The organism is Methylophilus sp. YYY-1, from assembly GCF_029132825.1.
Classification (GTDB): domain Bacteria; phylum Pseudomonadota; class Gammaproteobacteria; order Burkholderiales; family Methylophilaceae; genus Methylophilus; species Methylophilus glucosoxydans.
Genome location: NZ_WOVG01000002.1, coordinates 209,167 through 224,052, shown reverse-complemented (window position 1 = coordinate 224,052; position 14,886 = coordinate 209,167). Strand labels below are relative to the sequence as shown.

Genomic DNA, 14,886 nt, shown 5'->3' with positions numbered 1-14,886 from the left:
CCCTATTTCCCCACCTGTTCAGTGGCTTGCGCCTCAACCAACGCCTGTACCACGCGCTCCATTTGCATGAAGCGTGACCCTTTGACCAATACGATGTCTTGCGCAGTCACCGCCTGATTTAAGGCCTCGACCAGGCTGGGCAATGACTCAAAATGTTGTGCCTGTGGCCCAAACGCCTGTGCAGCGGCTTTAGCCAGGGTGCCCAGTGCATAAAAATGACGTATGCCCCGGTCTTTGGCATAGCGGCCAATCTGTGCGTGCATGGCCTCAGCATCCGCGCCGAGTTCGCCCATGTCGCCCATGACGAACACGGTATTCGCGCCCAGGCTGCTGAGCACATCGAGCGCCGCCTTCATCGAATCCGGATTCGCGTTATAAGTGTCATCAATCAGGCGCGCACCACAGGCCGCGGTTTTTTGTTGCAAACGGCCCTTGACGCCTGCAAACCGGGCCAAGCCTTGCGCCACTTCGGTCAGGCTGACACCCGCGGCCAGACAGCTCGCAGCAGCGGCAAGTGCGTTCATCACGTTGTGAGCACCTGGCACGGCCAGCGTGACCTTGATAGACTCACCTTGAAAGCTAAGCTTGAACTGACTGTCACCATCCAGCATTTCACCCTGCACATCGGCGGCCTGCTGCATGCCAAAACTCAACACCCGGCGCGCAGGATTCAAGCCGCGCCAGTAATCGGCAAAGTCGCTATCGGCATTGATCACGGCGACCCCGTCCACAGCCAATCCGGCAAAAATTTCGCCCTTGGCCTTGGCAATGTTTTCCCGCGACCCCAGTTCTCCAATGTGCGCAGTGCCTGCATTATTGATGACCGCCACATTTGGCCGCGCCAGACGCGTCAGGTAATCAATCTCACCGAGATGATTCATGCCCATCTCGATCACGGCGCACCGGTGCGTTGCGCGCAAACGCAACAGGGTCAGCGGCATGCCGATATCGTTATTAAAGTTACCGGCCGTGGCCAACACCAGATCGGTGCCGCCGACATGCACTTGCATAATCGCGGCAATCATTTCTTTGGTGGTGGTTTTGCCGTTACTGCCAGTGACCGCAATCAGTGGCAATGCCAATTGCTGGCGCCACCAGCTGGCCAGCTGGCCTAACGCCAGGCGGGTGTCTTTCACAAGCACGGCAGGCAAATCGGTCTCTACGGGCTTGCTGATCAGCGCTGCCACCGCGCCTTGCGCAGCCACTTGCGGCAAAAAGTCATGGCCGTCAAATTTCTCACCCGGCAAGGCCACAAACAATTGCCCGGGTAGTACGCGGCGACTGTCAGTATCTACCGAAGTCACTGTGACGTCGTTGCCCAGCAAAGTGCCTTGCAATACCTCGGCGATGGTTTTCAGCGCAATCATGCGTTCACCTTTTTCTTCAATGCGCTTTGCACCCACTCCGCATCACTGAACGGATAGCGGATACCCTGGATTTCCTGATAATCCTCATGCCCCTTGCCAGCCACCAACACCACGTCGCCTTTGCCCGCCTGGCTAACCGCCAATGCAATCGCCTTGGCACGGTCAGTCTCGACCGCGGCTTCACGGCGCATACCCTCGGCAATCGCCGCAATAATGGCGTAGGGATTCTCACTGCGCGGATTGTCATTGGTCATCAACACCAGATCGGCCAATTCATCAGCAATGCGCCCCATTTCACTGCGCTTACCACTGTCACGGTCACCGCCACAGCCAAATACACAAGTCAGCTTGCCGCGGGTTTGCATGCGCAAGGTATGCAGGGCTTTCTCCAGCGCGTCTGGCGTATGGGCATAATCCACCACCACCAGCGGCAGGTCGCCACCACCAAACATCTGCATGCGGCCAGCCACCGGCACCAGCCCCGACACCGCCTGCAAGGCGGCAGGCAAGGCTACCTGGTTGGCCAGCAGGCTGCCCAGTACCGCCAATGCGTTATACACATTGAATTGGCCCAGCGCGTGCAATTGCACTTCGCCAATGCCATGCGGTGTACGCACCTTGATTTCAAAACCGGTGGCATGCATGGTCACGGCCGTGGCACATATATCTGCTTCTGGTTGCAAACCATAACTGAGCACGGTTTTACCCTGCTTGCGCAGTTCGGCAATCAAGCTGGCACCAAAGGCATCATCCAGATTGATGACCGCGGCTGACAGGGTCTGCCAGTCAAACAATTTGCGTTTTGCAGCCTGATAAGCCTCCATGGTCAGGTGGTAATCCAGATGATCACGCGTCAGGTTAGTGAATACAGCCACATCAAAGGCCACCCCATTCACACGCCCCTGATCCAGGCCATGCGAAGACACTTCCATCGCCACCATCTGCACCTGATCCAACACAAAGTTGGCCAGCATGTTTTGCAACTCTACCGGGCCCGGGGTAGTGTTTTGCGTAGGCTGCAAGTCTTCGAGCACGCCATTACCCAGTGTGCCAATCACAGCTGACTGCCGCTGCAAAAAGCGGTAAGCCTGCGCCAGCCAATGCGTGACCGTGGTTTTGCCGTTAGTACCGGTGACACCCACACACCACAACTGCTCGGATGGATTTTTGTAAAACTGGCTGGCGATATGGCCCACCTGATATTTCAGCTCGGGAATGGCAATGTTGTGGACTTGCCAGTCAGGGTTCCAGTCAAAGCCCTCACTATCCCAGATCACAGTATTCACACCTTTGGCAATGGCATCGGCGATGTAATCGCGGCCATCGCTGTGCTGACCAGGATAAGCGAGGAACAAGCCATGCTTTTCCACCTTGCGGCTATCTGCCGTGATGCCATGGACGGGCGCGGGAATAATGTATTTACTCACATCGCCTCCTTGACTTCAGCCGCATCGGCAGGCGGCGTCACAGGCAGCGCATTGCCGTCTTGCGGGATCACCAGCATACGCAACACATCATTCATCACCGCACTAAACACCGGCGCCGCCACACTACCACCGTAGTATTCGCCATTGCTGGGCTCGTCTATCATCACCGCCATAATCAGGCGCGGATTAGAGGCGGGCACCATGCCAACAAACGAACCCACATATTTGTCGTGCTCATAGCCATGGTCACCGAGTTTGTGCGCCGTGCCGGTTTTACCCGCCACGCGGTAACCGGTGACTTGCGCTTTGATCGCGGTGCCGCCAGGCTGCACAACCAACTCCAGCATGTCCTTGACCGAATTGGCCACTTTGGCTGAAAACACCTGACGCCCGACAGGTGGCTCGGAGAGTTTATTCAGAGTCACCGGCAGCAATTCGCCCTCGTTGGCAAAAACGGTATAAGCCCGCGCCAACTGCAACAAGGTCACGCTGATACCGTGCCCGTAAGACATGGTGGCCTGCTCAATCGGCCGCCAGGTCTTGTAATCACGCACCTTGCCAGAGGCCTCGCCAGGGAACCCGATTTTGGTCGGGGAGCCAAAGCCGAGTTGCACATAGGTGTTCCACAATTGCTCGCGGTTTAAATCGAGCGCCATTTTGGCCGAACCGACGTTAGAGGACTTCTGGATCACCTGTGACACCGTTAATACCTGATTCGGGTGTGCATCGTGAATGGTGGCGGTCCCAATACGCAAAAAGCCGGGGGCAGTCTGGATTTTGGTATCGGGCTGGTAAGGGCCAAACTCCATGGCTGCCGCCGCAGTGACCGGCTTCATGGTCGAGCCCGGTTCAAAAATATTGACGATGGCCGAGTTGCGCAGCTTGCTGGCGACATTGACCGGATTGTTCGGGTTATAGGTCGGGATATTGACCAAGGCCAGCACCTCGCCGGTTTTAGCATCCAGCACCACCGCTGCGGCCGCCTTGGCTTTGTGTTTTTCAACCGCACGCGACAACTCGCGGTGCACCACATATTGCACGGTGCGGTCTATGCTGAGTACCAGATCCTGACCATCATGCGGCAGTTTGACCGCGACCAGATCCTCGACAACATGGCCCTTGCGGTCACGCACAAAGTCACGCTTGCCGGGTGTACCAGACAGAACATTGTTGCGATAGAGCTCCATGCCCTCCACGCCGGTGTCATCCACGCCCGTGAAACCGACGATATGCGCCGCCACTTCTGCCGCTGGGTAGAAGCGTTTGTATTCTTTTTGACTGAATACGCCGGGCACTTTCATCGCCATCACCTGTTTTGCCACATCGGGCGCCACTCTCCGTTTGATATACACAAATTCTTTTTTCTTTTTCTGCAACTTCTGTTGCAGCTCTTTGGGCGGCATCTCCAGCAATTTCGCCATTTGCTTGAGCTGTGCCGCCGTAAACTGTACGTCGGTCGGGTTAGCCCATACCGACTCCACTGGCAAGCTGATCGCCAATGGCTTGAAGTTACGGTCATAAATCTTGCCGCGATGTGGCATCAACACCACTTTGCGCCGCGAAAACGCCTCACCCTTTTTAATCAGGTAATCCTTGTGCAAGGTTTGCAGGTAAAACCCGCGCCCCAGCAACAGGACAAAACTCAATAGCAGCAAGACCAGCAGCGTTCTTCTGCGCCAGGCCGGCAGCTTGACCAGCTTGTGTTGGCTTTCCTTAAGCAACATGACTCTTGATCCTCGTCACGCCTGCTCAGGGCGCCGCTGGCGCATCCAGCAGAATGACCTGCGTTTGCTGCATGCTCGGGCTGTGCATATGCAACCGGGTGGTCGCAAACTCTTCCAGGCGCGAATGCATGGCCCAGGTGCTCTGCTCAATTTGCAACTGGTCATACTCGGTCATGTACTGTTTGGTCAGCATTTCTTGCCGGTCCAGCTCAAAATACAGTTTGCGCGCCTTGTATTGGGCCGTGACCACACCCAGCGCCATCGCAATCGTCAATGCAAACAAAATCAAATTGAGCCGGATCACTGGTCTAAGCCTTGTTCAAACGATGGCATCATTTAACTACTGCACCGTGGTGCGTTCAGCCACGCGCAAAACCGCGCTGCGTGAACGTACATTTGCTGCCACTTCAGCCTTGCTTGGCTTGATCGCCTTGCCCACCGGCATCATGCGCGGTTGTGGCAAGTCTTTGGCGCGTACAGGCAAGCCTGCGGGCAGGTTGTCGCGATCGGCTTCCGACTGAATAAAGCGTTTGACGATGCGATCTTCCAGCGAATGGAAGCTGATCACCGCCAGACGGCCTTGCGGGCGCAACAAACGTAAGCAATCCGGCAACACTAGCGAGAGTTCCTCAAGCTCTTGATTGACGAAAATCCGTAAAGCCTGAAATGTGCGCGTTGCAGGGTTCTGGCCCGGCTCATTCTTGGGGATGGCGCCTGCCACGATCTTGGCAAGTTGTCCTGTAGTGGTGATGGCATGCCCATCTTCGCGCTCTTTAACAAGCGCCCTTGCAACCTGCTTAGCAAACCGTTCTTCACCATAATCTTTAATCACCTCCACCAATTGTTTTTCTGGCATTTCAGCCAGCCACTGTGCCGCAGTCTTGCCGCGGCTTTGATCCATCCGCATGTCCAGCGGCCCGTCAAAACGGAAACTGAAACCACGCTCACCCTCATCAATCTGTGGCGATGAAATCCCCAGATCGAGCAAAATGCCATCCACCGCCTGCACACCCAACGACTCAAGCACCTCCGCCATGGAGGAAAAATGTGCATGCACCAGGCTAAAACGCGCATCAGCAATCGCCTGCCCATGCGCAACAGCCGCCAGATCACGGTCCAGCGCGATCAAACGGCCTTCACTACCCAGCTGGGAAAGAATGCGGCGACTATGTCCGCCACGGCCAAACGTCCCGTCCACATACACGCCATCCGCCCGCACATTCAAGGCGTCCACCGCCTCATGCAACAACACGGTGATATGACTGGCGGCGGCTGGTGACACTGACGTTTCCGTCAAGGACGCGGGCGCTGACTTCGCGCCCCGCGTCATAGCGAGAATCCTTCGAGTTCTTGTGGAATCTGTAATTGATCCGCCGCCATCAGGCTTTCCAGCTGCTGATCCCATGCGGCCAGATCCCACAATTCAAAATGACTACCCTGCCCGACCATCATCACTTCCTTGTCGAGCTTGGCAAATTTGCGCAGTACAGCATTCACCAGCAAGCGGCCCGCAGAATCCAGATGCATCACATCTGCCTGACCGACGATCATGCGCTGAATACCACTGGTTTGAGGATTAAAACTGGACAAACTGGTCAGCTTGGTCTCAATCGGCTCCCAAGCTGCTTTTGGATACAAAATCAGGCAACGGTGAGGATGCGCAGTCAGCACAACTTCACCCTGCCCACCGGCCGTCAGGGCGTCACGATGCTTGGCCGGCACACTTAGCCGCCCCTTCGCATCCAAACTCAACTGTACCGCCCCGCGAAACATCAATTTTGATCCTTAACCCTATTTCTTGTTGAAAAAAGGAATAATTTCCCACAATTCAACACAAAATCACCCTTTTGCACACTATAGATAAAAAAAAAGTGCTTGGCAAGCACTTTGGGTGAAAAAATCTCTTTTAAAGACAATGACTTAGAGCATTTTAACAAAGCAATTCAAATCAAAGCATTGGCGCAATTAATACATAAAGTTGTTTAATAAGGATAGCTATCCCATTGAAATTATTGAATAATTAAAAAACAGTATTTTCTGGCGATTTTTTAGGCAAAAAATATGTCTAGGCAAGCATGCCCGCCATCCCACATACACTCTTTTGATGAAACTTTCCCCACGCTTAAACTTCCTGATTTTAGGGACAGCGATTTTGCTGGCCATGCAATGGCATACCTGGTGGTTTTACCTGAACCCGCCACCAGATTTTAGCCGTGGGCAAGTGGTGCTCTACGCCACCGACTGGTGCCCCTATTGCGAAAAAACGCGCGCACTGCTGGCAACGAAAGGCATTCCCTATAAGGAAATGAATATCGAAACCTCAGAAGAAGCGCGCAGCCAATACCAGCGGCTGGCGGCAAACGGCGTCCCCGTCTTATTAGTGGCAGGAGAGGTGGTGCGCGGCTACCACCAGCAGAGAATGGAAGCCCTATTAGATGCTTGGCAACGGGAACACAAACCAGCGGCTCTAACCAAAGAATACGACTGACGCTAAACCATTAACAATGCCTGACCTGCGTTTATTTAGCCTAAGGCCCTCTCAAACAGACCACTCAACAATGATTACCGCTATAAACATATAGGAAAACTTCCTTAAAAAAGATATGCTTATGCAAAATTGGCCCATGCATCCCTGTTTAATCGCCCAATCAAATACGTTTTAAAAGCGGTATAACTGGCGGGTCCGAATACATAGTTAAAAAGTTAACTTATCAATTAGACCCTAGCCAAAATTAGACCCCAGTCATGCCACCGATGATATTCCGCACAATCCGTTTACTCCCACTCCTTTTAATGGCACTGAGCCTGCCAGTGCGGGCAACCAATGGCATTCTGCTCATTGGTTACGGCGCTGAATCCACCCTGATGGGCGGGGCGGATACCGCTGTGGCAAGGGATACCAGCGCACTGAATACCAACCCGGCCGGGCTGGTGCAAATCAAAAGCAAGCAGTTCGATGCTTACGGCTCACTGCTGCGCACCACCCATCTCGAACAGGTTGACGCGCGCAACGACCAACACGCAGATAATCGTTACACCTTATTGGCTGGTGGCGGATATGCACAAGCACTGGAGGATCTACCCTGTACTGCGGGCATCGGCTTTTTTACCCAAGGCGGGGCCGGGGCGGTGTTTAAGCATATCAACACGCCGTTTGGCACCAATGACGAAATGTACTCTTTGTTTGGTATCGCCAAAATCACGCCGGGCATGGCTTGCCAGGTGAATGACCGTTTATCCGTCGGCGCCGTACTGAGCATCAATTACGCCAGCATCAAGCAAGGTTTTTTTTACAACACTTCTGTCCCGAACAACGTATTTTCAGGGTTTAAAAACAAAGGTGCAGATACGATACGCCCAGGCTTTAAGGTAGGCGTGCAATATCGACTGGATGAGCAATGGACACTGGGCTTTAGCTACACCGAAAAAACAGAATTGCCACTGACTGGCGGGACATCATTGGTGAATAATGGCGCATCTGGGGTGGTCCGTTATCGTGACTTGAGCATTAAGGGGTTTGCTCTGCCGCGCGAGGTAGCGATTGGTGCCGCATTCAAACCGGATGACCGTTGGCTGCTCTCCGCCAAAATCAACTGGATACAATGGAGCGATGCCATTAAAGATGTCACCACCACCTGGCAAGATCCTGACAATCCATCAGCAGCGAGTCAACTGAGAACGGTCAACCCGCAGAACTGGCATGATCAACTGGTCTACGCCCTGGGCGCGGCCTATCGCTACGACGACAAAACGACGCTATATGCAGGTTACAACTATGGTAAAAATCCGGTACCCAGGCAAAATTCCAGCGCGCTGTTGGCGGCGACCCTAGAACAACACATCACGCTGGGCATGGCTCGCAAGCTTGATCCCAACTGGAAAATCACTAGTGGTATCGAATGGCTGCTGCCCAAAGACGTGACTTACAATAGCAATGTGTTCGGACAAAATACCGAAGCGAATAACGGCGGTTTTTTCCTGCACATGATGCTGAGCAAACAGTGGTAAACAGACACAGGTTAAGCTGAGTTCAGCTTAACCTGCCAGATGACTTTCACTGGACAATGGCGCTAGCCCTTAATGTCCCTGACCGCTCTTGAGAATGTCAGTATTAAATCCAAATACCTTGCCCGCCCAGAGAAATATGACCCAGGCGAGCACCCCAAACGGCAAATAACCGGCAAAGCCCAGCAGCGGCATTTCGACATAAATATGTATCACATTCACGTAAGGGATATCGTATACCCAATAATTAGGGTTGGTGACCGGCAATACGGGATGCGCGCTACCATAGTTCCACACCTCCCAGAACAAGCCGTTAATGATGGCACTCAGCGCCATTAATAGCACTGGACTCCAATTGCCTTTTGCGACATCGGTAAATGGCGTCCAGATGCCACGCATTATCAATATGGCGCTAATGCCGATTAAAGGCGCAATCCACATGGCCCAAAATAATGGATATGGCCAGAACGGTACGGCAGCCAACAAGACAAAGCTCAGGTATAACATCGGCTTGGCCGGCAGTGAGAGCGCTGGACCTTGTGCATAGCGTGCGACAAATTTTGGAAACGCATTAAGCAAGGTATACCACTCAAAAATCGCCGGCCACACAGTGGTATACGCAAACAGAAAAATCCATACGATCTTGGCATGGCTTAATGCAGGAATATCATCTGTATTGGGGTAGTACCAGTTACCCAAGGCAAAATAATCAAAATACTCAAAGAAATACCAGCCGCCTAGCGAGACAGCCGCACTGATCAGAAATGTCTTGGGGCGGCTGGCAAACAGCGAGTAGCCGCCCGCATAGCGAAATGTCAGGCCATCGAGCACAAAGATAAATCCCCACCACATGGGGGTGAACGCGTAATACACCAGATCACCAAACGGGGTCGTACGCGCCCACATCAACCACCAGAAAAACAGCGTGACCACCATCCCGGCCCAAAACCACCAAGGTAGGGCGCGCTGGACAGGCTGCGGAGAAGGTGCGACCGGCTTAAAGCCAAACCATTGCGGGAAGAGTAAAAAAATCGCGACCGCGGCTTCGAGCAGAGCAATGACAACAAACACGATCAAATTAAAGCCAGGCGGGTCTTCAACAAACTGCGGCGGAAAAATACCGAAGCCAGGCGGAAGATGCGTAGATGGATAAGCAAACCAGGATGAGATCAATGGGATGAGTATCATCGCCAAAATGGTCATCACCAGCGCAGAACGTTTTGTTGCAGCTGCAAACATAAATTCCCCCTTGATTGACTAACAATGTGTTGCCCCAATGCTGCGCACTGATGAACATGGCATCCTTAGCGCAACTGATCTTGCCATTTTACGGCTCTTGTTTTGTTATTGTATTTTGCGCACGCGCTTATTTTCGTACATGCGCATATCCGCCAAACGCATAAACTCAGAGATATTATCAACCTCATAATAATAGGCGGACCCTGCGCTGGCCCCGGAAAACTCAAACCCCTCACGGCGCATATTTTCAACCGCCTCTTGCAACGCCTGCTCTACAACGACCACCTCACCTTTGTGACTTAATACGGCAAACTCATCCCCACCCAATCGATACAAGATGAGCGTACTGCCTAAATAATGCTGATATTTTTTTGCAAAGCAGATCAGCAACTCATCTCCACGTGCATGCCCGTAATGATCGTTATAAAACTTAAGTCCATCCAGATCAATAAAGGTCAGGCTACTCTGCATGGGTAGCCGATCCAGCGCTTTTACAAACGCATAGCGATTAGGCAGGCTGGTTAAAGCATCCGAATTGGCTACTTTCTCCGTCATGCCCAGCGCCTCTAATGCCTCTTCTTTTTCTTTATGCAATTGGGCAAATTGAAAAGAAAGCACCAACGCCAGCAATACCACCTCAATGGCCACACTCACCAGGCCCAGATGTTCGACATACAAATCAAACTGTTGATGCATTTTGCTGAGGCTGATCGTAATAATCCCCGACACAAAAAACAGGCTAATCGCGATTAAATAGCGTTTGGCAGTGGCATTTTTACGCTGGCTTTGCCTGATGGCCGTAGCCAGCCCATAGCATAAAAACAGCCCAACTTCATAGCGGCAAAACTCCAATGCCCAATTGGGGAAAGCAATGGCCAACAACAAAAACAAGACCATCACCACCAAAATCACCCGCCCCGCCGCATAGAGTCGCTTGTGTTGATACGGATTGATTTCCAGCAAATGCATCACAAACAGGATGTACGCAATACTGGAAAACAGGATAGGCATCGAAGCCCAATAGATGGAGTGAAGATTAAACAGGTCGGAAAGGACAAGCAGGGCGGCACTGTTAAAAAGAAAATTACCCGCAATAAAAATGGCATACATGGCTTCCACTTTACGATTACGGCTAGTCGCCAGTACCGTATAGTAGATGCCCAACCCCCAAAAGACCCCCAAGCCAAACAGCGTCAGCGCATTTCCACGCTTGATGGCATGCATGTAGCTGGCCTCATCATCTAAATAAGGCTCGGGAATCGCCAAATAGTTGGTAGAAATCAGTTGCGTGGCCAAGACATATTTGCCTGGTGCCAGATTGACACTGCGGCCATGCCTCAAGAAAAAGGGATTCTCAATTCGACGGCCAATCCCCCCTTCCAGCTTCGCCACCTCATGCCCTTGCTCGTCATACACCTGATGCTGGAAATACTCTATGGTACTGGTATTTTTGAAATCAACCACATACGCGTTGTTTGTCTTGATTTCAAACGAAGCAATATAAAGATAATGCCCGCCTCTCGGACTCACCGTCGCAACAGGCGCGTACTTTTGACGCAGTGGATCAGAGAGAAACTGCTGGGGACTTTGCCCGCCTTTATAGGCATGGACTAGCGACCAGACACCCTCTATCGATTGAGGAGAGGCCTGCACCAAGCCAATGGACAGCACAGCGATCATGATCGCTATGATCCCCCTGCCCAAGCTACTCAACATCCCCATCATCCATCACCGTTTTTATTGATTAATACGCAAACTATACAAGAAAGTCTCGCGAACGCACAGCTTCAAAGGCTACCTGCCAGACTACCCTTAACACGTCTTTGCAAAACGCCAGACTGATCGAAAATCAATCACCGCAACTGTGACAGCCCGCGAATACCTTCCCGTAGAACTAAAAGGAATATCAAGCCGTTGTAGAGACTCTACTATATTGTTGATTGAAGCGTCTTCATCTGCGTCAGGAAGAGCCCCGTCGAGGCCCAGCATGCTTTAACAGCCCACAGCACATGACTCATTGAGGGATAGATGGGTGAGGCGGCCTGATCTAAGGCCAAGGAAGCGACCACTTGGAAAGTGATCGCAAAATAAAAAGTAAAGCCAACCGGTAAGCCGGGTTCTGTAACTACTTGCGTAGCTGACAGTCATTCCTCTAGGCGTGCAATTACTCACACGCTCAAGCTATCTACCCGCTGGCAGCGCGAGCCACGCCTTATTACTTGCGTAAAATGCCAGCCTATTTGATATTGCTGCAGATGGAGGTTACCGCGTTTCACATCCACCTCACTAAAGAGGCTTACTCGTCTCTGTGGCCCTATTCCTCGCCTTATACTGTTGCCAGCTTTCAGCGTACGGCCGTTAGCCGTCATCCCGCTCTGTGCAGCCCGGACTTTCCTCCCCCTGTTTGCACAGGCGGCGACTGTCTGGTTGGCTTCAGTGCTATTTTACCATGCCTGAACGAACACCCTATAATGTGCGAAATTATCCTGGACTTGAATGCTCATGACCTCAACAGAAAAACCCGGCCAGCTGGACCCGACCTGGCAAGCCGTGCTTGGCGCAGAATTCGATCAGCCTTATATGCACTCGCTCAAGGCTTTTTTGCAACAGGAAAAAGCGGCCGGTAAAACCATTTTCCCGCCAGGCCCCCTGATTTTTAATGCCTTTAATCACACGCCCTTCGATAAAGTACGCGTGGTGATTATCGGCCAGGACCCTTACCATGGGCCGGGGCAAGCCCATGGCCTAAGCTTCTCCGTGCCTGCGGGCGTCGCACTTCCTCCATCACTCATGAATATTTTTAAAGAGATTGAAGCCGATCTTGGGGTGCGCATGAGTGGGAGTGGCGACCTGACACCTTGGGCGGATCAAGGGGTGCTGTTACTGAATGCCACCCTGACGGTGCAAATGGCCATTGCCGGTTCGCACCAGAACCGTGGCTGGGAGCAGTTTACTGATGCGGCGATTGCTGCATTGAATGCACAGCGGACAGGCCTGGTGTTTGTGCTGTGGGGCAGCTACGCACAAAAGAAAGGGGCCATGATAGACCCCAATAAACATCTGGTTTTAAAATCGGTGCACCCTTCACCGCTCTCGGCGCACCGTGGTTTTTTTGGCAATCACCAGTTTTCCAAAATCAATGCCTATCTGGCTGCACAGGGCCAAGCGCCGATCAACTGGCAACTTTAAACCAGCTTCCACGCCACAGCCTGCCCGGCGCGCAAGGGCACCAGCGCATCATCCGCAAAGGGAATGCTCTCAGGCACCAGCCAGCTTTGTTTGAGCAAGGTCACCTGGGTGGTATTGCGTGGCAGATGGTAAAAATCCGGGCCATAAAAGCTGGCAAAACCTTCGAGCTTATCCAGCGCGCCCGCCTCTTCAAAGGCTTCGGCGTAAAGCTCAATCGCCGCATGCGCGGTATACATGCCTGCGCAGCCACAGCTGGCCTCTTTGGCAGATTTTGGATGTGGTGCGCTGTCTGTCCCCAAAAAGAATTTGGGCGAACCGGAGGTCGCGGCATTGACCAGTGCGGCGCGATGCGTTTCTCGCTTAAGCACCGGCAGGCAGTAATGATGCGGACGGATACCACCAGTAAACATGGCGTTGCGGTTCATCAGCAAATGATGGGCGGTGATGGTGGCGGCCAGATTGGCTGGCCCGGCCGCCACAAACTCGGCGGCGTCTTGCGTGGTGATATGCTCAAACACCACCTTAAGACCAGGAAAATCCTTGAGCAGCGGTTGCAAATGGCGCTCGATAAATACTTTTTCACGGTCAAACACATCGACATCACCATCGGTGACTTCACCGTGTATCAGCAAGGGCATGCCCTGCTTTTCCATCTCGGCCAATGCGGCTGCACATTTTTGCAGGCTGGTCACGCCTGAGTCACTGTTGGTCGTAGCGCCCGCCGGATACAGTTTGACCGCATGCACCACCCCAGATTGACGTGCCGCAGCAATTTCACTGGCAGGCGTATTATCTGTAAGATACAGCGTCATCAGGGGCTCGAACACCATGCCGGCTGGCAAGGCTTGTTTAATGCGCTGATAGTAAGCCAGCGCGGCCTCGGCGGTGGTCACAGGTGGCCGCAAGTTGGGCATCACGATGGCGCGTGCAAACTGTTTAGCCGTATCCGGCAATACGGCTTTCAAGCCTTCACCATCTCTGAGATGCAAATGCCAGTCATCGGGACGGGTGAGGGTAATTTTGGTTGTCATGCATTCATACCTTTATTCATGAGTATTGGCGACCTTGAACGCCAGCGCCGCTTCATAGAGTTCATTTTTTTTCTGGCCAGTGATATCAGTTGCCAGTGCCACCGCCTGCTTGAGGGGCAACTCCTGTAACAGGCGCTGCAGTATCCTTAATGTTTCGTCATCCATGCCCTGGGCTTTTTCCTGCACATCAGCATGCACCAGCAAGACAAACTCGCCACGTTGCTGGTTGGGGTCTGCCTGCAACCAGGCGACCGCTTCGGCCAAGCCACAGGTGTGTATGGTCTCGAAGGTCTTGGTCAGCTCGCGCGCCAGCGTCAGCTGACGGTGACCACCCAGCACAGCGGCCAGGTCAGTAACACATTCCACAATGCGATGGGGAGCCTCGTAAAACACCAGCGTGGTTGGCAACGTTTTCAATATCTCTAATCGCTTGCGCCGCTGCGAGCCACTGGCAGGCAAAAAACCCTCAAAGTAAAAACCGGGCTGTGCGATGCCTGCGGCCGACAATGCCGTAATGACAGCGCTCACGCCTGGAATCGGCACCACCGCCAATCCTGCCTGCCTCACCGCATGTACTACCAGCGCACCAGGATCACTGACAGCAGGTGTACCGGCATCGGTCACCAGAGCAATCGACTCCCCCGCCTGCAGACGCTTGATCAAGCCTTGTGCCGATTGCTGCTCGTTGTGTTCATGCACCGCCAGTAAAGGCTTGCTGATGCCCAAATGCCTTAACAACCCCACCGTATGCCGGGTATCTTCTGCGGCAATCGCATCCACCAGCTGCAATGTGCTGATTGCGCGCTGCGTGATATCGCCCAGATTGCCGATAGGCGTCGCAACTACATATAATGTGCCTGACTGTGTCATCGCGCTATTTTATGCCATCGCAGGCAATTCGCTA

Annotated in this window: 13 protein-coding genes and 1 other RNA gene; 3 read left to right on the top strand and 11 right to left on the bottom strand. The window is 53.0% G+C overall.

Annotated elements, in window-relative coordinates:
- Positions 1-2 precede the first annotated feature (2 nt).
- Genes murF through mraZ form a run of 6 tightly spaced genes read right to left on the bottom strand, consistent with a single transcriptional unit; the run spans position 3 to position 6,291 of the window.
- Positions 3-1,367: a UDP-N-acetylmuramoyl-tripeptide--D-alanyl-D-alanine ligase gene (murF, locus tag GOC95_RS07700; protein ID WP_275356556.1), complete on the bottom strand. Its 1,365-nt coding sequence runs from the start codon at positions 1,365-1,367 to the stop codon at positions 3-5.
- Entirely contained in the window at positions 1,364-2,794 is a 1,431-nt protein-coding gene (locus GOC95_RS07695) for a UDP-N-acetylmuramoyl-L-alanyl-D-glutamate--2,6-diaminopimelate ligase (protein WP_275356555.1), read from the bottom strand. The genes murF and GOC95_RS07695 overlap by 4 nt, the downstream gene beginning before the upstream one ends.
- Complete coding sequence (locus GOC95_RS07690) at positions 2,791-4,518, bottom strand: penicillin-binding protein 2 (protein WP_194749186.1); 1,728 nt, start codon at positions 4,516-4,518, stop codon at positions 2,791-2,793. Before GOC95_RS07690 ends, GOC95_RS07695 begins: the two co-directional genes overlap by 4 nt.
- Positions 4,519-4,543: 25 nt before the next feature.
- Entirely contained in the window at positions 4,544-4,822 is a 279-nt protein-coding gene (gene ftsL, locus GOC95_RS07685; protein WP_194749185.1) for a cell division protein FtsL, read from the bottom strand.
- Positions 4,823-4,858: 36 nt separating this feature from the next.
- Positions 4,859-5,848 (bottom strand): 16S rRNA (cytosine(1402)-N(4))-methyltransferase RsmH, encoded by a 990-nt coding sequence (gene rsmH / locus GOC95_RS07680; RefSeq protein WP_275356554.1) that lies wholly within the window; start codon positions 5,846-5,848, stop codon positions 4,859-4,861.
- Positions 5,845-6,291: a division/cell wall cluster transcriptional repressor MraZ gene (gene mraZ / locus GOC95_RS07675; RefSeq protein ID WP_275356553.1), complete on the bottom strand. Its 447-nt coding sequence runs from the start codon at positions 6,289-6,291 to the stop codon at positions 5,845-5,847. Before mraZ ends, rsmH begins: the two co-directional genes overlap by 4 nt.
- 331 nt (positions 6,292-6,622) lie before the next feature.
- On the opposite strand from mraZ, the gene GOC95_RS07670 reads away from it, so the two are divergent.
- Together GOC95_RS07670 and GOC95_RS07665 are read left to right on the top strand one after the other, a co-directional pair.
- Positions 6,623-7,006: a glutaredoxin family protein gene (locus GOC95_RS07670; protein ID WP_275356552.1), complete on the top strand. Its 384-nt coding sequence runs from the start codon at positions 6,623-6,625 to the stop codon at positions 7,004-7,006.
- Between the two features lie 323 nt (positions 7,007-7,329).
- Positions 7,330-8,526 carry an outer membrane protein transport protein gene (locus tag GOC95_RS07665; protein ID WP_343223973.1) on the top strand — a complete coding sequence of 399 codons (1,197 nt, stop codon included), beginning with the start codon at positions 7,330-7,332 and terminating at the stop codon, positions 8,524-8,526.
- A 69-nt stretch (positions 8,527-8,595) separates the two neighbouring features.
- Here GOC95_RS07665 and GOC95_RS07660 read toward each other — a convergent pair whose 3' ends face one another.
- From GOC95_RS07660 to rnpB, 3 genes are all read right to left on the bottom strand, one after another.
- Positions 8,596-9,762, bottom strand: coding sequence for a mechanosensitive ion channel protein MscS (locus tag GOC95_RS07660; RefSeq protein WP_275356550.1), 1,167 nt, complete (start codon positions 9,760-9,762; stop codon positions 8,596-8,598).
- Between the two features lie 105 nt (positions 9,763-9,867).
- Positions 9,868-11,442: a diguanylate cyclase gene (locus GOC95_RS07655; protein WP_275356549.1), complete on the bottom strand. Its 1,575-nt coding sequence runs from the start codon at positions 11,440-11,442 to the stop codon at positions 9,868-9,870.
- Between the two features lie 412 nt (positions 11,443-11,854).
- Positions 11,855-12,197, bottom strand: an RNA gene (rnpB, locus tag GOC95_RS07650) — RNase P RNA component class A.
- Between the two features lie 61 nt (positions 12,198-12,258).
- Between rnpB and ung the strand changes: the two genes are divergently transcribed.
- Entirely contained in the window at positions 12,259-12,951 is a 693-nt protein-coding gene (gene ung / locus GOC95_RS07645; protein ID WP_275356548.1) for a uracil-DNA glycosylase, read from the top strand.
- On the opposite strand, the gene pyrC is transcribed toward ung, so the two are convergent.
- Both pyrC and rsmI read right to left on the bottom strand, forming a co-directional pair.
- Complete coding sequence (gene pyrC / locus GOC95_RS07640; RefSeq protein ID WP_275356547.1) at positions 12,948-13,982, bottom strand: dihydroorotase; 1,035 nt, start codon at positions 13,980-13,982, stop codon at positions 12,948-12,950. The genes ung and pyrC overlap by 4 nt on opposite strands.
- 12 nt (positions 13,983-13,994) lie before the next feature.
- Positions 13,995-14,852, bottom strand: coding sequence for a 16S rRNA (cytidine(1402)-2'-O)-methyltransferase (gene rsmI, locus GOC95_RS07635; RefSeq protein ID WP_275356546.1), 858 nt, complete (start codon positions 14,850-14,852; stop codon positions 13,995-13,997).
- Positions 14,853-14,886: the final 34 nt, after the last annotated feature.